This window comes from Pseudarthrobacter sp. 10T415, assembly GCF_056394175.1.
In genome coordinates this window covers 29,707-52,688 of sequence record NZ_JBFTHJ010000021.1, presented here as the reverse complement: position 1 = coordinate 52,688, position 22,982 = coordinate 29,707, and the positions used below count along the sequence as shown (strand labels likewise).

Below are 22,982 nucleotides of genomic sequence, written 5' to 3'. Positions count from 1 at the left end.
GGGCCGCCCAGGCCCTGGCCGGTTTCCACAACCCCGGTTCAACGTCAAGGAGGACGCCCCAGTGATCAATCCCCGCACGATGCGCACTGCGAGTAAACGACTGTCCGGCCGCTTACAACTCTCCGGCCGGACGTTGCCATCCGGCCGGACCCTGGCCGCCGTCACCGCGCTGGCCCTGGCAGGAGCGTTGCTGGCTGCCGGTCCTGCCACTGCTGCCCCGGCCCAGGGCAGGCCGGCCGGGGTTGGACCGGCATCCGTATCCAACCCGGGCTTCGAAGCGGGGACCGCGGGCTGGTCCGTTTCCGGCCCGGCCGGCGCGGCCGCGGTGGAGTCCGGGGGAGCCGACTCGGCGCACCGGCTTACCCACTACCTGGCCTCGGACAACACGGTGACCACCTCACAGACCGTCACGGGCCTGAAAAAGGGGTGGTGGACCTTCCGCGCCTCGATCAAGTCCGGTGGCCCGGTGAATTCGTCGCGCCTGGTCCTCACAGGATGCGGAAGCGACGGTTCCACCGTCGTGCCCTCCACGGAAACCGACGACCAGTGGCTGACCCTCGCCGTCAGCGCCAACGTCGCGGGCAAATGCACCCTCTCCCTCACAACCACGGGCGCCGGGGCGTGGGCCAGCATGGACAACGTGACCTTCTCCGAAGGCCGGGTGGAGCGGACCTTCCGTGGCGCCGATCTCTCCGGCGTTCCCAAGAACGAGGACCACGGCGCAGTGTACGCCACGGCTGACGGTACGCGGGTAGACCCGGTGGAGGCTTTTGCCGATGCGGGCGCCAATCTGGTCCGCCTTAAGGTCTGGGTCAATCCAGCCGATGGCTACAACACCCGGCAGCAGGTGGTGGACATGGCTAAACGCGCCCAGGCCCAGGGCATGAAGGTGCTGGTGGACTTCCACTACTCCGACCGCTGGACCGATCCCGGGGCGCAGAGCGTTCCCGCTGCCTGGAAGGGCATGTCCGCGGCAGCCATGGCCGACGCCGTGTACGCACATACCAAGGACGTCATGGCTGCGCTGAAGTCCGCCGGCATCACGCCGTACGCCGCGCAGGTGGGCAACGAAATCAACCCCGGCATGCTCTGGCCGCTGGGCCAGACCTGGGACGTTGATCCAGCTGACGGCGTGGACGGTGCCCAGTGGGACAACCTCGCTACCTTCCTCAAAGCCGGAACCCGTGCCGTCAAGGACGTCAGCCCGGACACCAGGACAGTGCTCCACCTGACCAACATCAACAACGGCATCGGCGGGCTGACCTGGTGGTTCGATGAAGTCACCAAGCGCGGCGTGCCCATGGACATCATTGGCCTGTCCTACTACGGGTACTGGCACGGCACCCTGGCGGACCTGCAGAACGCCGTGACCACCTTGTCCCAGCGGTACGGCAAGGACGTGCTGGTGGTGGAAACCTCGTACCCGTTCACCCTCGAGGACAACCCCAACGCCCCGTGGGAAAACGTGATCGCCAACGGCTCCCAGCTCGTCAAGGGCTACCCGGCAACACCGGCCGGCCAGGCCGCCAACTTCCGGGCGGTGCAGGACGTGGTGGCATCCGCTCCCGGCGGACGCGGCCTGGGCGCCGTCTATTGGGAGCCCGCCTGGACGTCGGTACCAGGCAACGGCTGGGATCCGGCCGACCCCTCGTCAGGCAATGCCTGGGAAAACCAGGCAGTCTTCGATTTTGCCGGCCGTGCGCTGCCGGCGCTGGATGCGTTCGCCGCTGACGACGCCGGCACCTGGCACCGGAAGTAGGCCATCCGCGCCATGGGGCGGAAGTAAGCCGTCTGCGCCATGGGGCGCGGCAGGAAAAGGACGCCGACGGCGGGAGCCCACCTCCCGCCGTCGGCGTCCTGCCAATTCCTGCGTGTTCCTCTTGGTCCCTGCGTGGCGCTAGGGCGCGCCGCCCGCGGCCCATTTTGTGAGGGTGTCGCTGAGGTCCATGTAGGACTGGTCCACCTGCTGCAGCTCCGGGTTGGCGTCGTACCACTGGACGATTTCCCGGGCACCATCGGCGAACGGGATGGTGGCGGTGTACTCCGGGACCAGGGACTTGATCTTGGTGTTATCGAACACCACCGAGTGCGACCTGTCGCCCAGCAGGTTGGGCCCGAGTTCCGGGCTGTGGGCCGCTATGGTTTCCGAGGCCACGTGCACCAGTTCCGGCTCAGCCACCCCGGCAGCCCGGGCGAACAGCCGGTAGATCTGGTTCCACGGCAGGTACTCGTCAGAGGTGATCGTGTAGCTTTCGCCCACCGCCTGCGGCCTGCCGAGCAGACCCACGAAGGCCTTGGCAAAGTCCTTGCTGTGGGTCAGCGTCCACAGCGAAGTGCCGTCGCCGTGGACCATGACGGGGAGGCCGGCGCGCATCCGGTGGATGTCCGTCCAGCCGCCCACCATGGCGATTTTGGTCCGGTCATAGGTGTGGGAGGGGCGCACCACAGTGAGCGGGAAATCCTCGTCCCGGTAGGCGCGGAACAGCAGCTCCTCACAGGCGATCTTGTCCCGTGAGTACTGCCAGAACGGGTTCTTCAGCGGCGTTGATTCCAGGATGGGCAACCGGGTGGGTGGCTTCTGGTACGCCGACGCGGAACTGATGAACACGTACTGTCCGGTCCGGCCGCGGAACAGGTCGAGGCCCGCCTGGGCCTGGTCCGGGGTGTACGAGATAAAGTCCGCAACGGCGTCGAACTCCCTCCCGCCCAGCACCTCGCGGACCGACGACGGGTCACGGACGTCCGCGTGCAGGACCTCCGCTCCGTCCGGGACCGGGCGGGTGGACCGGCCCCGGTTCAGGATGGTGAGCCGGTGGCCCAGCGCGACGGCGCGTTCAGCCGCCGCCGCACTGATGACCCCGGTGCCGCCGATGAAGAGGATGCTCCGCGGCGCCACCGTCCCTTCGGCTGTCCCGGCAACTGGTCTCCCGGCAACCGGCGGCGGGGTTACCACGCGTAGTCTTCCGGAGCGGTCTTGTGCCCCGGGAAGATGTCATCCAGCCGTTTGAGCGCGTCCTCATCGAGGGTGACATCCAGCGCGCGGATGGCGGCGTCCAGCTGCTCCTGCGTCCTGGGTCCCACAATCGGTGCGGTGACGGCGGGCTGGTGCAGGAGCCAGGCCAGCGCGACGTCCCCGGGTTCGTGCCCCAGGTCATCGGCAAGGTCCTCGTACTGGCGGATCTGGTCCTCGTGCTTCTTCAGGGTTTCCAGGGCCCGTCCCTCGCTGCGCCGGACGCCGTCGCGCTCCTTCTTCAGTACCCCGCCCAGGAGCCCGCCCTGCAGCGGCGACCAGGGGATAAGCCCCAGGCCGTACTGCTGCGCCGCCGGGATGACCTCAAGCTCCAGTTCACGGCGGAATAGGTTGTAGATGGACTGCTCGCTGACGAGGCCCGTGTAATTGCGCCGGTGCGCTGCCTCCTGGGCCTGGGCGATGTGCCAGCCGGCAAAGTTGCTGCTGCCCGAGTACAGGATCTTGCCCTGCTGGACTGCCACCTCGATGGCCTGCCAGATCTCGTCCCACGGGGTGTTTCTGTCGATGTGGTGGAACTGGTAGACGTCGATGTAGTCCGTCTGCAGCCGCTTGAGGCTGGCATCCAGGGCGCGCCGGATGTTCAGCGCGGAGAGCTTGGATTCGTTGGGACGGTCCGTCATGGTCCCGTAGAGCTTGGTGGCCAGCACCGTGTGTTCCCGGCGCTCGCCGCCCTTGGCGAACCAGCGTCCGATGATCTCTTCGGTCCAGCCGCGGTGGCCGGCGCCGCCATACACGTTGGCGGTGTCGAAGAAGTTGATGCCGTTCTCCCGCGCGGAGTCCATGATGCTGTGCGCATCGGCCTCCTCGGTCTGGGGGCCGAAGTTCATGGTGCCAAGGCAAAGGCGGGAGACCTGCAGGCCTGAGCGGCCAAGGTGGGTGTACTGCATTGGAGAGACCTTTCTACATCTGGGTAAAGGACGCGACGGCGGGATCCGAGCCAATGCGGGCGCCCGACTCCAGGGCGGTGATGCTGGCCAGTTCGTCGTCGGAAAGCGTGAGGGAGGACGCGGCAAAGTTCTCGCGCATGCGCTCGGGGTTCACGGTTTTGGGGATCACGATGTTGCCTGAGGCGAGGTGCCAGGCGAGCACCACCTGCGCCGTGGTGGCTCCATGGGCGTCGGCGATGGCCGTGACGGCGTTGCCGTTCAGGTCCCCGCCCTGCCCCAGCGGGCTGTAGGCCTCCACCTCGATTCCGAGGCTCCGGCACTTGGCTGCGAGGTCGGCCTGCTGGTAGCTGGGGTGCAGTTCGATCTGGTTCACGGCGGGGACGATTTCGGACGATTCCAGCAGGGTGTCCAGATGGTCGGAGAGGAAATTGGAGACGCCGATGGCCCGGATCTGCTTGTTGTCGTACAGACGCTCCAGTTCCTTCCACGCCTGGACGAAAAGTCCCTGCGACGGGACCGGCCAGTGGATGAGGTAGAGGTCAACGAAGTCCAGTCCCAGTGCCTTGCGGCTGTTCTGGAACGCTTCCTGGGCCTTGCCCTGCTCGCCGTTCCGGAGCTTGGTGGTGACGAAGATGTCCTCGCGCGCGATGCCCGTCGCCGCGATGGCGGCGCCGACGCCGGCCTCGTTGCGGTATCCGGCAGCCGTATCGATGTGCCGGTAACCTGCCTCGAACGCGTCCTCAACGATCCGCTGGGTATCTTCCGGCGGGACCTGGAAAACGCCGAGGCCAAGCTGGGGGATGGTGACGCCGTTGTTCAGTGTCAGCTCTGACATGGTGCTCCTTGGATGATGCTGGTGCTGGGATCGGTGCCGTTGGCTCGACAGGGGAGAAAGCGGTTTCCGCTGGCTCAGTATTGAGCCTATGCACTTTTGCCCGCCACGTCAGCAGGTAACCGTGATCCTGTTTTTCCTAGGACTGGCAGTCCTACCTTCGGTGTAGGAGGAGTGCCGGACGGGCGTGCAGAATGGTCTGCATGGGTCAAAGTGCCGAGTTCGGAAAATTCCTCAAAGCCATGCGGTCGCGCCTGACACCCGAGGACGCCGGTGCCGGGCCCACTACGGGCGCCCGCCGCGTACCGGGGCTGCGGCGCGAGGAAGTAGCCCGCCTGGCAGGAGTCAGCACGGACTACTATGTCCGGCTCGAACAGGGCCGCAACATCCATCCTTCCCGGAACGTCCTTGACGCGGTTTCGCGGGCATTGCGGCTGGACAGCAGCGAGCATGCGCACATGATGGATTTGCTGGAGAACTGCGCCGCCAACCCGCGGACCCCCGGCCCGGCAGCCCAGGGAGTGCGGCCGGGGCTGCGGCAGCTGCTTGAGGCCGTGGGCGATGTGCCTGCGCTGCTGCTGGGCCGCCGCAACGACGTCCTCGCCGGCAACAGGATGGCGCACCTGCTGTTCACCGACTTTCCCTCACTGCCCGCGGCCGAGCGGAACCTCACCCGCTGGCTCATCCTCGACCCCGCGGCCAGGGAGCTCTTCCGCGACTGGAAGACGCTGGCGGCCGAGGCTGCCGGGACGCTGCGGCTCGACGTGGGCCGCCACCCGAACGATCCCCAGGCCAACCAGCTGGTGGGGGAGTTGGCGGTGAACAGCGAACAGTTCCGGCAGTGGTGGGCCGGGCACCGGGTGGCCAGCCGGTCCGCGGGGATCGTGCGCCTGCATCACCCCACCGTGGGAGACCTCGAACTGAACTTTGAAAGCCTCGCCCTCCCCGACGACCCCGACCAGGTGCTGAGGGTTTATTCAGCGAAACCGGGCTCGCCGTCGTCGGACGCGTTGGCCCTGCTGGGCAGCCTGGGCGCGGGCGAGGCGCCGTCCGAACGGGAGCGGGCAGCCGAGGTTCCGCCGACCGGCGTCGCAGAGCCCTAAAAGCCTTGTGCGTTTGGCCACACAGAAACGCCTTGTTTGGCCAGAGATCCATTTTGGTGGCCCGTGGGGTTTCGTAGGCTTGGGGAACACACTTCTTCCCAAGGATGGTCTCAACGATGAAACGCATCGCGCTGCTGAAAGAACGCCAGGCCGCTCCCGCCGGCACCGCCTCGACGTCCACCGGCTCGCACTGCCCGGTATCCGGACTGTGGAGCCCGGACCACGATCCGCACACCGTGCTGTCCTTCTTCGAGGGCCACGTTTTTCCCGCGTTCGACGGCGTTCCCACGGTTTGGCGGCGCCGCTCGCTGGGACAGTCCTACTAAAGCTGAGTCCACGCTGTGGCGGCACGGGGGATGTGCCGCATGAAAAAGGCCGTGACCCCCGGGGGCCACGGCCTTCTTCAGCTGCTTAAGAACTCGTCCTACTCCTCTTCGAGGCGGAAACCGATCTTGATGGTCACCTGCCAGTCCGCCACCTTGCCGTCTTCGAGATGGCCCCGGACTTCCTTTACCTCGAACCAGTCAAGGTTGCGGAGGGTCTGGGAAGCTTTGGCGATCCCGTTCCGAACGGCGTCGTCCACACCTTCCGTGGAGGTACCGACAATTTCAGAAATGCTGTACGTGTGATTGGACAACTTCGCTCCTCGTGATCATCGTTGCTCCCGGTTGCGGGCCGTTCCTGAAGACTAGTAGGACTTCAAGAGCCTTGGCCAGACCCTGCTTCACGCCCCACCCTTTCCCGGGCGGCCGGAGCCGGCTCGATTCGCAGGTACGGCCCGGTGGTGCCGCTGACTGCAGGGGACAGCACAGCATCCGGGTTGGCAGCGTTATAGGCGTCCAGGACGTTGATCTTCCGGCCGTTGACCCAGGTGCCTGCCTCGTCGATTCCCGTGCCGCCAAAACTCCGGATGATCTGCGCGGCCGGGATACCGTCCGCGAGTTCGAAGGTGTTGTTACGGGCGATGATGCTGGACTCCACGCCCGCACCCCACGAGTACTGGTACTGTGCCGGATCCGTCACGCGGTACACGTTGTTGTACACGTGTGCCTGCCCGAACCGGACCCGGGGCGCACGCTGCCCAAGGTCCACGAATTCGTTGTGGTGGAGGGTGACCCGCAGCTTGCCGCGGTCCGCCGTGGCACCGTCTCCGTTGCCCCACAGCATGGATTTGTCGTGGCCCGAGAGCCGGCTCCAGGAAATGGTGACCAGGTCTGCCTGCCGGACAACGTCGAGGAGGCCGTCGTGGCGCAGGAACCGCTCACCGAAATACCGGGGCTGGCTGGCATCGGCTGTTTCGCCGTCGTCCAGCGTCAGGTGGTCCAGCCACACATGGGTGGAGCCGGAGACCACCAGGTTGTCCCACTCGGTTTTCCAGGTGTCCCCGTTCCAGCCCGGGAAGCAGTCGTAGGCGTCGGAGAGATGGAGGTTGCGGACAATCACGTTATCCACATTGTCGATGTTCAACGTGAAGCCCGTGAGCTGGACGTCACCTACGCCCACGATGGTGGTGTTGGCGCCGATATTGACCCGGACCCGCTCGCGCTGCTTCGCACTTGAGGCTTTGCGGGCGTCTTCGAGGGGTCCCGCGGCCGGCCCTGTCCAGTGAGCCGGGTCGAAAGCCGCGAGGTAGGCCTCAAGTGAGTAGCCGCCGGTTGCGTAGTCCCCGCACGTGATGGCGGGGCCATCCGGGGCGGTGTTTGCGTTGAAGCCCTGCTTCACGTACACGATCTTGGGCTCGTTTCCCGCCACCGCGGCGGCGAGTTCATCCCTCGTTGAAACTTCGTGGACGTTGGCGGGCGCCGCACTGGACCCGCCGGTGGTGCCGCCGTCAGCGGAGGCCCAGCCATCGCCTGCGGCGAGGACTTGCCGGCCCAGGTCCGGGGTGCTTTGCGAACGCTCGGCGCCGGATGGTGCCGCTGACGGAAGTGGCCCGGCGAGGGCAACAGCGGTGGCCAGTACAACGGATCCAGCCAGGGACATCATCTGTGGTTCTCCTCGAAATGGTGGCGGCCGGCCATCTCAACCACGTCCTGCCAGCTTCCAGCCGCCGAGGAACGCGTCCACGGTGAATTTGGCGGCATCCGCTTCGGACAGCTGCGGGTGGAACTCGTTCACGTACGCGCCGGGGCCCGTGTTCCTGTACTCGGCGAACCGGCCCTCAGTCCACGCGTGGCCGCTCATGTCCGCCCAACCTTGGACGGCGATGTGGTTGCCCAGGACCGAGTCCCGGATGACCGCCATGGGGTGGGCGTCCGGATCGCTGCTGGCAAACCAGGGACGGCCCAGGCTGACGGTGCCCGGCGCGGCATTGGAGGTGAGCGTGCTGTTGACGATCAGGAAGCCGTACGGGTTGGAGTTCTTGGTGCTCGGGGCCACGATGTAGCCGTTGTTCGTGTCGCTTCCCCGGTCCAGGGAATGGATGGTGCAGCCGTCAAAGACGGCGGTGCCGCGGCCGTAGAGGAAGTCCACGTCGCCTTCGATGTAGCAGTTCTTCAGGTAGGTCCTGGCGGTGGCGTCCCGGCCTGTGGTGTCGGCGAGGTAGGTGTCCTGGTTGCCCAGGAAGCGGGTGCCGTCAAACACCACTTTGTCGGCGACGCTGCGTACGGCCAGCGCCTGGCTTCCACCGTTGGCTGCTTCGTCGTAGGCGTTTTCCACTGTCAGGTTCCGGACAGTGGTGCGTGGGGCTGCCACGGTCAGCGTGGCGCTGCCCACGGCTCCCCAGGTTCCGCCGAAGAACTTGGCACCGTTCGCCGGCAGGTCGTAGGTGATGACGACGTCGGCCGGGTTGGCTGTTGCGCCCTGGATGGTGAGGTTGGGGCGGTCCGCCCAGACGTTCACCGCTTCGCGGTAGGTGCCGGGTTTGACTGTGATGGTTCGCGGCTGGGTGCTGCCGGCAGGGATGGATCCAATGGCCGCCTGCAGGCTGCCGAAGTCTCCCGTCCCGTCCAGAGCCACGGTGATGTTTGTGGCCTTGTTCGGTGCATTGTTTTCGCGGGGGCCGGCGCCGGCGCTGACGATGCCCGGCACTGCCCCGGCGCTGTCCAAGGTGTAGGAGTAGTTTGCGGCGGGGTCGAATGCGGCTCCCACGTTGTCCTTCCGGCCCCGGGTGGAGTCGAAGATATTGTCCCGGTTGATCACCTGGGTGGCGGGGTCCTTGGCCACAATCGGGTCCTGGACGGCGGTGAAGTAGTTTCCTTCCAGCACCACTTTGGCGTTGTTGCGGCCCATCATGCCGTACTGGCCAACGTCCTGGAGGTAGTTGTTGTAGACATGCGCGGCGGCAGTGTTGTCCAGGCTGAAGTTCCGCTGGGTGGTGTTGCGGATCCAGTTGTGGTGGATGGTCATCTTCGTGACGGCGTTGGCGGTCCAGCCCACGCCGAGGGCTTTGTTGTTGTCCGCGAACACGTTCCAGGAATAGGTCAGGTAGTCCGAGTCCTTGCGGGTATCAATCAGGCCGTCGCCCATCCGCTCGAATTTCATGTGGTCCACCCAGACGTGGTGGCTGGTGTCAAGCTGGATGCCGTCACGGTCATTGTCCGGTCGCTTGCCGTCCCAGTCACCCGGAATGTAGGAATCCCGGACCGTGAAGTTTCGAAAGATCACGTTGGAGACGTTGATCAGCTTGAAGCCGGCGTTGACCACCTCGGCCCCTGCCCCCATCCCAATGAAGCTCTTGTTGGCCGCCACCGGAATCTTGACGTACTGCTCAGCCGTGAGGGAGCCGCTGATGAAGATCACCAGTGGCTCTGCAGCGGAGGCATACTCCTGGAGCTGGGCGATGGTGGAGGCCGTGACAATCCGTCCCGCCTGCCCGCCCGTGGTGTTCGCCAGCCCGTTCCCGGGAAGCGATGCGAAGCCGTCGGGCGTCTGCTTCCACAGCGGCCCGTTCCCCTCGGACAGCGAAGAGGGGACAAGGACGGCGGGTGCCAGGACTGAAGCTGCCTGGACAGAAGGTGCCTGGACTGCTGGTGCCTGAACCGGCGAGGTCGCGGCACCGGATGCCTGCAGCGGCGGTGCCGCCGTCGCCGGGGCGCTCGCCAGGCTGGACAGAAGGACGACGGCGGTCGCCGCACCTAAGAATCGACGCAAACTCATGCAAAACTCCTTTGTTCCGGCACCCGGGCAGCCTCCAGCCCGGGCACCGTGCACTGTGTTGTTGAGAGGGTGATGCGTGGAGAGACGCGGGCTACTTCAGGCCCGTGGTGGCGATGCCGTTGATCAGGTACTTCTGGCCGGCAATGAAGAAGCCGATGATGGGTGCGATGGACACCACGGACATGGCGAACATGGGTCCCCACATGCTCTGGCCCTCGGAGTCCATGAAGGCCCGGAGGGCCAGCGGGACGGTGTAGAGGTCCTGGTTCTGGATATAAAGCAGGGGTCCGAAGAACTCGTTCCACGTTGAAATGAACGTGAAGATGGCGGTGGTGGCCATGGCGGGAACGCAGAGCGGCAGGATGACCCGCAGGAACGTTCGGAACGGTCCGCAGCCATCGATCTGCGCGGCGTCGTCCAATTCCCTGGGCAGCGCCTTCATGAACTGCACCATCAGGAAAATGAAGAACGCGTTGGTGGCCATGAAGTTGGGCACGATCAGCGGCAGGTAGGTGTCCAGCCAGCCGAGCTGCGAAAAGATGATGTACTGCGGCACCAGGAGCACGTGCCCTGGGAGCATCAGCGTGCCCAGCATCAGGGCGAAAAACAGCTTCCGGCCCGTGAACTCCATCCGGGCGAAGGCGTACGCCGCCAGGGCACAGGAGAAGATGTTGCCAATGATGGAGAAGACCACCACGATCATCGAGTTGATCAGGTAAACGTGGAACGGCTGGTTGAGCGCGGTCCAGCCCTCGGCATAGTTGCTGAAATCCCAGTTGTCCGGCCACAGCCCCAGCTGCCGGAAGATGTCGTTGCTGGGCTTGAAGGAGCTGGAGATCAGCCACAGCAGCGGGTACATCATCACCAGCCCCACCAGGCAAAGGATCAGGTGGCGGGAAAACCGGGTGCCCCGCGTCCCGGTGAGGGCGTCTTCCGGATCCGCCTGCCTGGGCTGCTTCGCCGGTTTCCCGGGTTTGGTGCCTGATGTGCGGGGTGATTCGAGGAGTGCCATTGGGGGTTGCCTTAATTGTCGTAGAAGACCCAGAACTTGGATGCGATGAAGTTGATGGCGGTGAAGATCGCAATGATCATCAGCAGCAGCCAGGCCATTGCCGAGGCGTACCCCATCTCGAATTCGGTGAAGCCCTTTTGGTACAGGTAGAGGTTGTAGAACAGCGTGGAATCAGCCGGGCCACCGGTGCCGCCGCTCATGACGTAGCCCTGGGTGAAGGTCTGGAAGGACCCGATGAGCTGCATGATGAGGTTGAAGAAGATAATCGGGCTGATCAGCGGGATGGTGATGTTGCGGAACTGCCGCCACCGGGACGCCCCGTCGATGGAAGCCGCTTCGTAATACATGGTGGGGACCTGCCGCAGTCCGGCCAGGAAGATCACCATGGGTGAGCCGAAGGTCCAGACGTTCAGGACTATCAGGGTGCTCAGTGAGAAGTCCGGATCCGTCACCCATGCCGGGCCGGCGATCCCGAACAGTCCCAGGAAGCTGTTGACGATGCCTTCGTTGCCGAAGATGTAGCGCCACAGCATCACGATGGCCACGCTGCCGCCCAGCAGGGAGGGCAGGTAGTACACGGACCGGTAGATGGCCAGGCCCTGCAGTCCCCGGTTGAGCACCAGGGCGATCATGAGCGCGACTGCCAGCGAAATGGGCACCGAAACGAACGTGTAAATGAAGGTGACCTTCAGGGACTGCCACAGCCGGGGGTCCTCGGTCATCGCCTGGAAGTTCGCCAGCCCCACGAAGTTGGGTTCGGTGAACAGGTTGTAGTCCGTGAACGCCAGGTACAGGGAGGCGAAGAACGGAATGATGGTGAAAAGCATGCCCAGGAACCAGGGCAGCAGGAACAGGTAGCCCGAACGCTGGTTCCTCCGCCGCGCGGTGCCCCGCTTCCGGCGGCCCGGAGGTCCTGCCGCAAGCGAGGCCGCCGCGCCGGGGGCTTGTTTGGTCAGCACCGACATGCGTCAGGCTCCTTTCTGCTGTGGTCGGGTGCTACTTGTTGATGGCTGCATTGCTCTTCTCGAGGAATGTGTTGGCGGCGTCAGCCGGGGTGATCCTGCCGAACTCCACCTCCGTGGCCAGCTGCTTGAGGGTGTCAGCCACCACGCTGGCGCCCTTGGGGTAGACGTAGGCCGGTGGAAGGTCGTCTTCCTGGATGGCGGCCATCATGTTGACGAAGGTGGTGTCGTCAGCGCTGAGCTTCGAGGTGATGGACTCCGCCACGTCGGGGTTGATGGGCACACCGCGCTGGGTCAGCGTTTCCGCTGCGCCGTCGGCGTCGTTGGTCAGGAAGTCAAGGAGCTTCGCGGCTTCCTTGGGGTGCTTGGACTTCGCGGCGATGGACCAGAGCATCGTGGGGTCGGCGGAGTAGCCGCGCCGCTTGTCCGTGGTTTCACCGGGCATGCGCAGCAGTACCACGTCGCCTTGGACAGCCTCGTTATAGCCCCGGTAGTTGTTGATGGGAATGATCTGGGAGGCCACCGTGCCCTTCGCCAGGTAGGACTGCGCGGGCGAACCGCCGATTTGCTCGAAGAATCCCGCGGGCGGGTATCCACCGGCGTTGCGCAGGTCAACGCTGTACTGGAACCACTCGCGGATGGTGTCCTCGCTGACGCCGAGCTTGTTGTCCTCGGTATAGAAGTCCTCGCCCCGCTGCCGGGCAAGCAGGATGGGGCCGGTTTCCGTTGAAACGTCGAAACCGGCGCCATAGACCTTGCCGCCGGTCTTCTGGGTCACCTCGGTGGCAAATTTTGCGTAGTCTTCCCAGCTCCAGGTCTTGTCGTCAGGGATGGTGACGCCAGCCTGGTCCGTGATGGTCTTGTTCACCACCATGCCGATGGTGGTGACGCCGGTGGCCAGCCCGTACAGCTTGCCGTCCACTTCGCCGCGGCTCTGGACCGTGTCCGGGATCTTCTCCAGGTTGAGTTCCGGAAGCCCCTTGAGGTCTGCCAGGGTGCCACGCTGCGCGTATTCGAGGAGGCTGCGGTTGGCCATGGCCAGGACATCCGGTGGGTTGCCGCCGGCGAAGCGGGTGGCCAGCTTGTCCGCGTAGGGGCCGCTGTCCTGGTACTCACTCTTGACAGTGATGCCGGGGTTCTTCTCTTCGAAGACCTTGATGGCGGCGTCCGTCATCTTGGCCCGGTTGGAGTCGCCCCAGTAGACGAAGTTGAGTTCAACGTTGCCGCCTGCTGCCGGGGAACCACCTCCAGCGCAGCCGCTCAGGCCCAGGCCCGCTGCCGTGACTGCCGCTCCCAGGAAGATCCTGCGGGAGAACCCGGTGGTTGCTGTCTTCTTCATTGAATGACGCCTCTCTGTGGCTGCCCCGGTAGGAGCGTTAGCCTGCTGAATTTTCCAGAAACTTTCTGCTGCCTCTGCCATCGACCTTCGCTGCCAAACGAGTCAAAAGCAGACCCTGGGCAGGGATACGAAAGAAGTGAGTAAACGATTTCTAGCAAGCAGCAGTTGTGACTGTCAACACCTTTCTCAAAACCGATGCAGTTCTGAGAGCAGAAAGTTTCTGCAACTCTTGCTGATTCTTTTCTGTCTGCCTATGCTGTTCTCCATCGCCATAGGTGCGATGAATTTCCCACTGGAAGGAGGTGCCGTTGCCCATCCCAGTCCTTGATCCCGCCCGGCTCGTGACCCTGGATCCCGGCTCAGGCGTTGCGCGGGCCAGTGCACCGAGGCCGTACTTCCACCCGGTGCGCTCCCTGTCCGGAACTGTGCTGACGGAGGTCGCGCCGGTTGACCACATCCACCACCTGGGGCTGTCCGTGGCCTTTTCGGACCTGAACGGCACCAACTTCTGGGGCGGGTCCACCTACACGCAGGACCGCGGACCCGTGGTCCTGCCCAATCATGGCAACCAAGCCCTGGACGGTTGGACCGAAGAAGGAGGCCGTGCCACCGGTACCGTGCTGTGGACCTCCAGGCACGGAACCCTCCTGGCAGAGGAACGCCGCACGGTGGAAGTTTCAGCGCACCCCGCCCCGGGATCCTGGAGCCTGTCCCTGACATCGGTGATGGTCCCGGCAGCCGGCGTCCCCGCCCTGGAGGTGTCGTCGTCGGCCGTAAAAGGCCGCAGCGGCGCCGGATACGGCGGCATCTTCTGGCGCTTCCCCGCGGACTGCTCCGGAACCCGCGTCTTCTCCGCTGCCGGTGCGGGCGCGGATCCGGCGCACGGATCCCGCTCGCCCTGGCTTGCCATCAGCACCGTCACCGGCGGCGCGCCCGTCACTGTGGTGCTTGCCCAGGCCGCTCCCGCCCGCCCCTGGTTCATCCGCTCCGAGGGCTACCTGGGCGTGGGTCCCGCCGTTGCCTGGTCCGAAAAAGCGGTGGCCGACGCCGCCCGCCCGCTGGTCCAGTCGCTGCACGCCGTCATCCATGACGGCGCGGTGGCATCACCGGACCAGGCGCTCCACCTGCTTGAACACCATCCCGCCGTACGCACGCCCAGCCATCCCGACAGGACATCATGACCTCGCGCAACGCCGTCCCCGTGTACGCCAATCCCATTCTCAACGCCGACTGGCCGGACCCCGATGCCGTCCAGGTCCGCGGCACCTATTACTTGGTTGCGTCCAGCTTCAACCGCGTTCCCGGGTTGCCCATCCTCAAGTCCCGGAACCTCGTGGACTGGGAGCATGCCGGCCATGCCCTGCTGCAACTGCCGCAGGGCAGCCACTTCTCCCTGGTCCGCCACGGTGGCGGGGTCTGGGCGCCGGCGCTGCGGTACCACGACGGACGGTTCTGGATTTTCTACCCGGATCCGGACCACGGCATCTTCGTGCTGAGCGCCGAAAAGGCCGAGGGCCCCTGGACCGCGCCGCACCTCCTGTATGCAGGCCGCGGGCTCATCGATCCGTGCCCGCTGTGGGACGACGACGGCCAGGCGTACCTGGTGCACGGGTGGGCGAAAAGCCGGATCGGGATCAAGAACCGCCTCACGGTGCACCGCATGAGTTCCGACGCCGGAAAGTTACTGGACCAAGGAACCACCGTCATCAACGGAGACGACCTGCCCGGCTACACCACGCTGGAGGGGCCCAAGTTCTACAAGCGGGATGGCTGGTACTGGATCTTCGCACCTGCCGGCGGCGTGGCCACCGGCTGGCAGTCGGTCTTCCGTTCGAGGTCGCCGTTCGGTCCCTACGAGGAGCGCCGGGTCCTTGAACAGGGGAACAGTCCGGTGAACGGGCCACACCAGGGCGCCTGGGTGACATCGCCGCGGGGGGAGGACTGGTTCCTGCACTTCCAGGACCGCGGCCCCTACGGACGCGTGGTCCACCTCCAGCCCATGGGCTGGGATGAGGACGGCTGGCCATGGATGGGGGAGCAGGCGTCCGACGGCGGCCCGGGAACCCCCGTGGCCAGCCACCCCTACCCGCGGGGTACTTCGCCGCAGGACGTGGCGCCTCCAGCCAGTGATGACTTCGCCTCACCGTGGCTGGGTCCGCAATGGCACTGGCAGGCCAACCCCAGGCACTCTTGGTCCTTCCAGCCCGGCGGGGGCCGGTTGATCCTCCGGCCGCAGGCCAACGATCCGGTCAACCTCCGTGAGTTGCCCAATGTCCTGGCGCAGATCCTTCCCGGCACGCCGTCCACTTTTACCACCTCGCTGGAACTGCAGGATGTCCCGGTGGGCACCCGCGCCGGCGTGGTGGTGCTGGGGCAGGAATACGCCTGGCTCGGCATCGTCCGGACCGCCGATGGATTCGTCCTGGGAAGCGGAACCGGGGGAGTGGGCCCGTCGGAGCAGGCGCCCAGCCGCAGCATTTCCCTCCCGGCTTCCCGCGTGGAGCTGCAGATCCGGACCGACGGGACGCCCCGGTCCACCTTTGCCTGGCGCCTGGGTCCCGGGGAGCCGTGGGAGGTCCAGGGCTGGAACTTCGGCGTCGTGCAGGGGAAGTGGATCGGCGCGGAACTGGGGATTTTTGCCACGTCGCCGCTGGGATCGCAGGAAGGCGGCAGTGTTATCGTGGGACCCGTGCGCGTGGACACGGCGCCCGTTCGCCGGGCTACTGCCCCGCAGCTCGCCGCCGCAACCATATGACCCCAAGGACTGCCCCGTTGACCGCCACCCCGCGTCCCAAGATCGCAGACGTTGCGGCCGCCGCAGGGGTATCCGTACCCACCGTCTCCAAGGTCCTCAACGGCCGCACCCATGTCTCGGACGCCACCCGCGCCAAGGTGCAGCTGGCCTTGGATGAGCTGGACTATTCCAAACGGAACGCCGCGGCGGCCCAGCCCGGGATGCTGCAGCTGGTGGTCAACAACTTCGATTCGCCCTGGGTCCTGGCCACCATGGAAGGCGTGGAGGCCGCGGCGGACCGGCTGGGATATGCGGTGGCGTACGTCCGGGCCGAGCATGTCAGTGCAGACCGCTGGCGCAAGCTGCGTGAACCCTCGGCGAACCGCCTGGACGGGGTCATGCTGCTGGCGCCGCGCAGCGGCTCACGCCTGGTCACCCTGGTGCGGTCGCTGAAGATCCCGGCCGTCGCCATCGACCCCGAGGGGACCGAAGGCCTGGATATCCCCAGCGTCAGCCCGGCGTCGTTCTCCGGGGCGCTCGCCGCCGTCGGGCATCTCCTGTCCCAGGGGCATCGCCGGATCGGAATCATCACCGGACGCAAGCACAGCCCGGGGCACGGCCGGGCGCGGTACGCGGCATACGCGGCCGCCCTGCACGAGGCCGGCCTGCCGGTCCTGCCGGAGCTTGTCCGGGACGGTGACTTCAGTATCGAGTCAGGCATGCGCCTCGGCGCCGACCTCCTCGATCTGCCAGAGCGGCCCACGGCCATCTTCACTGGCAGTGACCTGCAGGCCCTGGGTGTGATGAATGCGGCGGCGCAGCGCTGGCTGCAGGTACCCGGGGACCTCAGCATCGTGGGGTTTGACGACATCGCCCAGGCCGCGCTGACTTCGCCGCCGCTCACCACCGTCAGGCAGCCCCTGGCCCAGCTGGCCACCATGGCCGTGGGAATGCTCATCGAGCAGCAGGACGGCCATGGGGCGGTGCCTGCAGCTTTGGAGGTGGCCACCGAACTGGTGGTCCGCGGAACAACGGCCCCGCCGGCAAGCTAGTCGCCGGGGAAATGCAGTCCGGCCCGGCAAGCCGCTCCCGCCCGGCCATCCAGCCCCGACCGGCCGTTGCAATCCCTAAGTGGCCGGCTATTTGGCCGGGAGCACCAGGTTCTTCAGGTCGTCCAGCGTCTGCTGCATGTGGGCATCCATGGCCAGCCGGGAGCGGGTGGCGTCGCCTGACTGCAGGGCCTCCGCGATGTTCTGGTGGTGGCCGATGGCGTGCTCCTGGATGGCCGGAACGGCAGATGTTTCGGCGCGGCGCTTTTCCAAGACACGGTGCAGCGGCTCAAAGAGCACGGAGACGAACACGTTGCCGGACGCGCGCAGGATGACGTCGTGGAAGGCGAGGTCGGCTTCGACGAAGGACGTAACGTCGTTGATGGCGTGGGCGGCCTTCATCGCCGCAATGTAGGCGAACAGGGATTCGGTGTCCACCTCGGAGATCCGGCCCGCAGCCAGCTCGCAGGCTCCGGTTTCCAGCATGCGGCGGAGTTCGATGAGCTGTACCGAAGCCTCGGCTTCGTTCTTGCCCTCCGACGCCGCGCGGAGCACGGCCTCAAGTGACGTCCACCGGTTCAGCGGGTTCACGAAGGTGCCCCGGCCACGCTCAACGCTGAGGATCTGCTGCGCCTGGAGCGTCTTCATTGCCTCACGGACCGTCATCCGGCTTACCTCATGCCGGGCACTGAGTTCGTGCTCGCCGGGGACCGTTGATCCCGGCGGAAATTCGCCGTCGATGATGCGGTCCAGCAGTTCGTCGGCCACAACGCCAACCAACGACTTCCTTGCCATGGTTCCCCCGATTCCTGCCGTGGGCGTCTACCCGGCGGATATGTCTGACAAGTCTACTTGCGCGTCTTTTATGTCGTGTGCCACACTAGCATTCAAATGCAAGATGTCAGACATCTTACAGATTCATTTACACCTTGATCCGGCCCCCGGATCGCAACACAACGGAGTGCACTGTGACGCTTGAAGCAGACGTCCTGGCCGCCTATCCCGCGGACTTCCCCATCCCCGCAGCCCTGGTTGCCAGCACCCTGGCCGCTTCCAACGCGGAGACTCCCCGCGTCCTGGTAGTGCTCGACGACGACCCCACCGGAACGCAGTCCGTGGCAGACCTGCCCGTGCTCACCCAGTGGGACGTCGAGGATTTCGCCTGGGCCTTCAGCCAGTCCAAGCCGGCGGTCTACGTCCTGACCAACACCCGCAGCCTGGACCCGGCCGAAGCCGCCGCCCGTAACGAGGAAGTGGTCCGCAACGCCCTCACCGCCGCCGGTTCCAGCGCCGATTCAGGCCTGCGGCTCGCATTCGTCAGCCGCAGCGACTCCACCCTCCGCGGCCACTACCCGCTGGAGCCGGACGTCATCGCCGCCACGGTCAGCGAGGTAAGCGGTGAAGCCACCGACGGCGTCGTGCTGGTTCCCGCGTTCCCCGACGCCGGCCGCCTCACCATCGGCGGCGTCCACTACATGCGCGGCACGGGTGAAACCGCCGGCACCCTGGTCCCGGTCTCGGAGACCGAGTTCGCCAAGGACGCCAGCTTCGGCTTCAGCACATCCGTCATGGCGGCGTATGTGGAGGAAAAGTCCAGGGGCCGGTTCACCGCTGACTCCGTCATCGTCCTGGACCTGAACACCATCCGCGCCGGCTCCGCCGCCCAGGACCCCGCCATCTCCGCCAAGGCCATCGCCGACGCCATCGAGGGCGCCACCAACTCCACCCCGATCGTGGCGGACATCGTCACCGAGAACGACTTCCGCGCACTGGCACTCGGCCTGGAAGAAGCCGAGCGCCGCGGCAAGAAACTCCTCTACCGCGTCGGCCCGCCGTTCGTCCGCGGCCGCATCGGCCAGGAAGTCCGCACAGCCCTGACTGCCGAGGAAGCTTACGAAGGCAACACGCCCTCCACCGCCGGCGGCCTGATCGTGGTGGGCTCGCACGTGGGCGTCACCACCCGCCAGTTGAACGTCCTCACGGCCGAACACAGCTCCGCAAGCATCATCGAGATCGACGTCGAGAAGCTTCTTGCAGCCGAAACCGAAGCCGTGGCCCACCTGGACCAGACCGTGGACGCCGTGGTCGAGGCCCTCCGCGGCGGCGACGTCATCGTGCACACCAGCCGGCTCCTGATCAAGACCGACGACGCCGCCGAAAGCCTGCGGATCGCACGCACCGTGTCCGCCGCCGTCGTCGCCGTGGTCAACCGCACCCTGAAGACCTTCCCGCCGCGGTTCGTCATCGCCAAGGGCGGCATCACCTCCTCGGACGTCGCAGCCCACGGCCTGGAAATCCGCCACGGCATTGTCCGCGGACCCATGCTGCCGGGCATCGTCTCCCTCTGGGAACCAGTGGACGGGCCCGCCAAGGGCATCCCCTACATCGTCTTCGCCGGCAACGTGGGCGACGACGACTCCCTGGCCCAGGTCACCCGAAAACTCAGCAACACCTTCTAATCCCCACCAGCGCCGCAAAAATTCAACGGAGAAACACCATGACCAGCAATTACACCGTTACCGTCCTGGGCCTTGGCGCCATGGGCCTGCCCATGGCCACCCGCCTCGCCTCGCAGCTGACCGTGCACGGCTTCGACATCGCCGAACCCCGCCTGAAGCTCGCTGAAGAAGCCGGCATTGCCACCTTCGGCACCGCCCGCGAGGCAGCCAAGGGTGCCGACGCGGTGCTCCTCGCCGTCCGCAACGGCGAACAGCTCAACGACGTCCTCTTCGGCGAAAACGGCGTGGCCTCCGTCCTCGAGCCGGGCGCCGTGGTCATCCTCGGCAGCACCGTTGGCACCGAAGCCATCCCCGCCACGGTCGAAAAGCTGGCTGCCTACGGCGTCGAGCTCGTTGACGCGCCGCTCTCCGGCGGACCCAAGCGTGCCGGCGAAGGCGACCTGCTGATCGTCGTCGGTGCTTCCCCCGAAGCCCGCGAAAAGGCGGCTCCCGCGCTGGAACTGCTGGCCTCTACCCTCACTGTGGTGGGCGACAAGCCCGGCGACGGCCAGGCCCTGAAGACCGTCAACCAGCTCCTCTGCGGCGTCCACATCGCGGCCGCCGCCGAGGCCCTGGCCCTGGCGGACGCGCTCGGCCTGGACCAGGCCAAGACCCTCGCCGCCCTCGAAGCCGGCGCGGCAGGTTCCTTCATGCTCTCCAACCGCGGCCCGCGCATCCTTGAGGCCTACAACGAGGAAGGCGCCGAGGTCCTCTCCCGCCTGGACATCTTCGTCAAGGACATGGGCATCGTGGGCAAGGCCACCCGCGCCGCCGGCCTGGCAGCCCCGGTTGCCGCCGCCGCGGAGCAGCTCTACCTGCTGGGCCAGGCCCAGGGCCTCGCCGCCGCCGATGACTCCGCAGTCATCAAGGTGGTAGCCCCCGCCAAGCGCACCAACTAAGTACCAACCGGCAGCACCCTCCCCAAAACGTACGACGGCGGCGGTCCCCCCTCCGCCGCCGTCGTACCTCTCGCGTTACTCCCCTTAGAAACAACCGGCGCCTTATTGCCCGTCTTCTGGAAGACTGGCACGTCAAAGGAGACACCCATCGTGAACCACCTCATTAGCCCGCTGATGGTGCGGGCGGCCGACGCCCCGGCCATCAAACCCGCAGTTGAGCTCGGCACCCCGCTGCTGCTGACCATCGCAGCGCTTGGCATCGCCCTGCTGCTGGTGATGATCATCCGCTTCAAGATCCAGGCCTTCGTGGCCCTGCTGACCGTCAGCATCCTGGTGGCCGTGGCCTCCCAGATCCCGCTCAAGGATGTGTTCACCGTTGTGGCCAACGGCGTGGGCAGCACCATGGGCAAGGTGGCTCTGCTGATCGCCCTCGGCGCCGTGCTGGGCCGGATGATTGAGGTCTCCGGCGGCGTGCAGTCGCTGGCCGCACACTTCACCGACAAACTCGGTGCCAAGCGCGTCGCAGTGGCCCTTACCGCCGTCGGCTTCCTCGTGGCCATCCCCGTGTTCTTCGAGGTGGGCGTCATCGTCCTGGTGCCGATCGTCTACGCCTTCGCCAAGATCGCCAAGGTCCACCCGGTCAAGTTCGGCCTGCCCATGGCCGGCATCATGCTCTCCATCCACGTTGCCGTCCCGCCGCACCCCGGCATCGTTGCCGGCGCCGGCGTCTTTGGCGCGGACATCGGACTGATCACGCTGATCTCGCTGGCCATCTGCATTCCCCTCGGCTTCCTGTCCTACTGGGTGGCCAGCATCATGAACCGCAAGGAATACGAACTCCTGCCTTCGGTCAAGGCCCAGGTTGAGGAGTTCGGCTCCGACTCGCTGGTCAAGGTGGGCCACGACGGCCCCGGCGCGTCCGCCATCGCTCCGCCCCGTCCCGGCCTGATCATCTTCCTCATCGCCGCCCCCATCGTGCAGATCCTCCTCGGCACCCTGGGCACGCTCACCATCCCCAAGGACAACTCCTGGTACGGCCTGGCTGCCTTCATCGGCAACCCGTTCTTCGCCCTCCTGGTGGCCGTGGCGCTCTCCTTCTTCCTGCTGGCCGTCCGCCGCAACTGGTCGCTGAAGGAAACCGGTGAGATCTTCGAAGGCGCACTGCCTCCCATCGCGTCCATCCTGATGGTGGTTGCCGCCGGCGGCGTGTTCGGTGAAGTCCTCCGGACCTCCGGCATCGGCGCAGCACTGTCCCAGACCCTGGACCACATCGGCCTGCCCGTCATTGCACTCGGCTTCGTGATCTCGCTGGCACTGCGTGCCGCCCAGGGTTCGGCCACCGTGGCCATCGTGACCACCACCGGCCTGCTGACCTCCGCCGTCATGGAGGGCGGTTACAGCCCGGCGCAGATCGCCGTCATCGTGATCGCCATCGGTTTCGGCGCACTGGGCCTGTCCCACGTCACCGACGCCGGCTTCTGGACCGTGGTGCGTTACTACGGACTCACCGTCTCCGACGGCCTCAAGACCTGGACCGTGCTCACCACGGTACTGGGCCTGGCCGGCTTCGCACTGACCTTCGTGGCCTGGATCCTGGTGGGAGGCCTGGGCGTCTGATGCGCACCCGACTCGACCACCTGGTCACCTCCGCGCTGCAGCAGGGCTCCGCTGTTCCCGCCTTCACCTGCTACGACTTCACCACCGCCCTGGCTGTGGTGGGCGCGGCCGAGGAATCCGGCCGCGGCGTCATCCTGCTGGTGGCCCCCAAGACGGCCGCCACCCCCAACGGGCTCCGCCTCATCGCGGCCCTCCGGGGACTGGCGGATGCGGCCTCCGTGCCGGTCGCGGTGCAGCTTGACCACGCCACGGACCTGGCAGTGATGGCCGACGCCGTTGCGGCGGGGGCGGATTCGGTGCTCGCCGACGGTTCCTCCTTGCCTTACGAGGAGAACATCGCCCTGGTGGTGGCCGCCCGGGAAATGCTGGCAGCCAACGGGCACCCCGATGTGGTGCTGGAAGCCGAGCTCGGCGGCCTGGCGGGCGACGAGGACCGTGCGTTCTCGGCCGACGAGCCTGAAGACCAGTCCGGCGTTGCCGTGGCAGGGCTGACGGACTCCGCACAGGTGGAGGACTTCGTGACCCGTACCGGTGCCCAGCTCCTCGCCGTCGCCGTGGGCAATGTCCATGGCAAATACAAGGGCGAGCCGTTGCTGCGCTGGGACGTGCTGCAGGACATCGCCGTGCGGACCCACCTTCCGCTGGTCCTGCACGGCGCGTCCGGTATTCCGGCCGAAGAGCTGGTGAAGGCCGCGGCCATGAATGTTGGCAAGGTCAACTTCAACACCGAGCTGCGCACCGGGGTGCTGGCCACCCTGCAGGAGCAACTCCCGGTTCACCGCGCCGACGGTGAAAACCTGCAGTCGCTCCTGGGCCACTGGAACCGGTCCGCCGGAGAGTTCGCCGGCGCCACGCTGGCCACGCTGAGCCGCTAGGTCCCAGACGCGAAGAAACACAGGGGAGGGAGGCTAGGATCGAGCC

At 66.2% G+C, this 22,982-nt stretch carries 20 protein-coding genes; 10 read left to right on the top strand and 10 right to left on the bottom strand.

Annotated features, from left to right (window positions below):
• Positions 1–61: 61 nt before the first annotated feature.
• The gene (locus AC1DBN_RS19260; RefSeq protein WP_477723946.1) at positions 62–1,759 is read left to right on the top strand and encodes a glycoside hydrolase family 53 protein; all 1,698 of its coding nucleotides are present in this window, start codon (positions 62–64) and stop codon (positions 1,757–1,759) included.
• A gap of 138 nt (positions 1,760–1,897) precedes the next feature.
• On the opposite strand, the gene AC1DBN_RS19255 is transcribed toward AC1DBN_RS19260, so the two are convergent.
• The 3 genes from AC1DBN_RS19255 to AC1DBN_RS19245 are packed head-to-tail and all read right to left on the bottom strand — an operon-like array spanning position 1,898 to position 4,753.
• The gene (locus AC1DBN_RS19255; protein WP_477723945.1) at positions 1,898–2,953 is read right to left on the bottom strand and encodes an SDR family oxidoreductase; all 1,056 of its coding nucleotides are present in this window, start codon (positions 2,951–2,953) and stop codon (positions 1,898–1,900) included.
• Entirely contained in the window at positions 2,947–3,918 is a 972-nt protein-coding gene (locus AC1DBN_RS19250) for an aldo/keto reductase (RefSeq protein ID WP_477723944.1), read from the bottom strand. Before AC1DBN_RS19250 ends, AC1DBN_RS19255 begins: the two co-directional genes overlap by 7 nt.
• Before the next feature lie 13 nt (positions 3,919–3,931).
• Positions 3,932–4,753, bottom strand: a complete 822-nt coding sequence (locus tag AC1DBN_RS19245; RefSeq protein ID WP_477723943.1) for an aldo/keto reductase — start codon at positions 4,751–4,753, stop codon at positions 3,932–3,934.
• 200 nt (positions 4,754–4,953) lie between these two features.
• Here AC1DBN_RS19245 and AC1DBN_RS19240 point away from each other — a divergent pair, with 200 nt between their 5' ends.
• Positions 4,954–5,853 (top strand): helix-turn-helix domain-containing protein, encoded by a 900-nt coding sequence (locus tag AC1DBN_RS19240; RefSeq protein WP_477723942.1) that lies wholly within the window; start codon positions 4,954–4,956, stop codon positions 5,851–5,853.
• A 116-nt stretch (positions 5,854–5,969) separates the two neighbouring features.
• The gene (locus tag AC1DBN_RS19235; protein ID WP_091717703.1) at positions 5,970–6,179 is read left to right on the top strand and encodes a hypothetical protein; all 210 of its coding nucleotides are present in this window, start codon (positions 5,970–5,972) and stop codon (positions 6,177–6,179) included.
• 98 nt (positions 6,180–6,277) lie between these two features.
• Here AC1DBN_RS19235 and AC1DBN_RS19230 read toward each other — a convergent pair whose 3' ends face one another.
• The 6 genes from AC1DBN_RS19230 to AC1DBN_RS19205 all read right to left on the bottom strand — a co-directional run bounded on the left by AC1DBN_RS19230 (position 6,278) and on the right by AC1DBN_RS19205 (position 13,264).
• Complete coding sequence (locus AC1DBN_RS19230; RefSeq protein WP_477723941.1) at positions 6,278–6,490, bottom strand: dodecin; 213 nt, start codon at positions 6,488–6,490, stop codon at positions 6,278–6,280.
• A gap of 62 nt (positions 6,491–6,552) precedes the next feature.
• Positions 6,553–7,839: a pectate lyase family protein gene (locus tag AC1DBN_RS19225; RefSeq protein ID WP_477723940.1), complete on the bottom strand. Its 1,287-nt coding sequence runs from the start codon at positions 7,837–7,839 to the stop codon at positions 6,553–6,555.
• Between the two features lie 36 nt (positions 7,840–7,875).
• Positions 7,876–9,951 carry a pectinesterase family protein gene (locus AC1DBN_RS19220; RefSeq protein ID WP_477723939.1) on the bottom strand — a complete coding sequence of 692 codons (2,076 nt, stop codon included), beginning with the start codon at positions 9,949–9,951 and terminating at the stop codon, positions 7,876–7,878.
• A gap of 91 nt (positions 9,952–10,042) precedes the next feature.
• Positions 10,043–10,963, bottom strand: coding sequence for a carbohydrate ABC transporter permease (locus AC1DBN_RS19215; protein WP_477723938.1), 921 nt, complete (start codon positions 10,961–10,963; stop codon positions 10,043–10,045).
• An 11-nt stretch (positions 10,964–10,974) separates the two neighbouring features.
• Complete coding sequence (locus AC1DBN_RS19210) at positions 10,975–11,928, bottom strand: carbohydrate ABC transporter permease (RefSeq protein ID WP_477723937.1); 954 nt, start codon at positions 11,926–11,928, stop codon at positions 10,975–10,977.
• A 31-nt stretch (positions 11,929–11,959) separates the two neighbouring features.
• Positions 11,960–13,264 carry an ABC transporter substrate-binding protein gene (locus AC1DBN_RS19205; protein WP_477723936.1) on the bottom strand — a complete coding sequence of 435 codons (1,305 nt, stop codon included), beginning with the start codon at positions 13,262–13,264 and terminating at the stop codon, positions 11,960–11,962.
• A 308-nt stretch (positions 13,265–13,572) separates the two neighbouring features.
• On the opposite strand from AC1DBN_RS19205, the gene AC1DBN_RS19200 reads away from it, so the two are divergent.
• The 3 genes from AC1DBN_RS19200 to AC1DBN_RS19190 are packed head-to-tail and all read left to right on the top strand — an operon-like array spanning position 13,573 to position 17,050.
• Complete coding sequence (locus AC1DBN_RS19200) at positions 13,573–14,445, top strand: DUF6807 domain-containing protein (protein WP_477723935.1); 873 nt, start codon at positions 13,573–13,575, stop codon at positions 14,443–14,445.
• Positions 14,442–16,019, top strand: a complete 1,578-nt coding sequence (locus tag AC1DBN_RS19195) for a glycoside hydrolase family 43 protein (protein ID WP_477723934.1) — start codon at positions 14,442–14,444, stop codon at positions 16,017–16,019. Before AC1DBN_RS19200 ends, AC1DBN_RS19195 begins: the two co-directional genes overlap by 4 nt.
• Before the next feature lie 17 nt (positions 16,020–16,036).
• Positions 16,037–17,050: a LacI family DNA-binding transcriptional regulator gene (locus tag AC1DBN_RS19190; RefSeq protein WP_477723933.1), complete on the top strand. Its 1,014-nt coding sequence runs from the start codon at positions 16,037–16,039 to the stop codon at positions 17,048–17,050.
• 87 nt (positions 17,051–17,137) lie between these two features.
• On the opposite strand, the gene AC1DBN_RS19185 is transcribed toward AC1DBN_RS19190, so the two are convergent.
• A complete protein-coding gene (locus tag AC1DBN_RS19185) occupies positions 17,138–17,842 on the bottom strand; it encodes a FadR/GntR family transcriptional regulator (protein WP_091717717.1) in 705 nt (234 codons plus the stop codon).
• Between the two features lie 173 nt (positions 17,843–18,015).
• Between AC1DBN_RS19185 and AC1DBN_RS19180 the strand changes: the two genes are divergently transcribed.
• The 4 genes from AC1DBN_RS19180 to AC1DBN_RS19165 all read left to right on the top strand — a co-directional run bounded on the left by AC1DBN_RS19180 (position 18,016) and on the right by AC1DBN_RS19165 (position 22,936).
• A complete protein-coding gene (locus AC1DBN_RS19180; protein WP_091717719.1) occupies positions 18,016–19,506 on the top strand; it encodes a four-carbon acid sugar kinase family protein in 1,491 nt (496 codons plus the stop codon).
• Positions 19,507–19,544: 38 nt separating this feature from the next.
• The gene (locus tag AC1DBN_RS19175) at positions 19,545–20,444 is read left to right on the top strand and encodes an NAD(P)-dependent oxidoreductase (RefSeq protein WP_091717721.1); all 900 of its coding nucleotides are present in this window, start codon (positions 19,545–19,547) and stop codon (positions 20,442–20,444) included.
• Positions 20,445–20,594: 150 nt separating this feature from the next.
• Positions 20,595–22,061 (top strand): GntP family transporter, encoded by a 1,467-nt coding sequence (locus tag AC1DBN_RS19170; RefSeq protein WP_477723932.1) that lies wholly within the window; start codon positions 20,595–20,597, stop codon positions 22,059–22,061.
• Positions 22,061–22,936 carry a class II fructose-bisphosphate aldolase gene (locus AC1DBN_RS19165; RefSeq protein WP_477723931.1) on the top strand — a complete coding sequence of 292 codons (876 nt, stop codon included), beginning with the start codon at positions 22,061–22,063 and terminating at the stop codon, positions 22,934–22,936. Before AC1DBN_RS19170 ends, AC1DBN_RS19165 begins: the two co-directional genes overlap by 1 nt.
• The last annotated feature ends 46 nt before the right edge of the window (positions 22,937–22,982 follow it).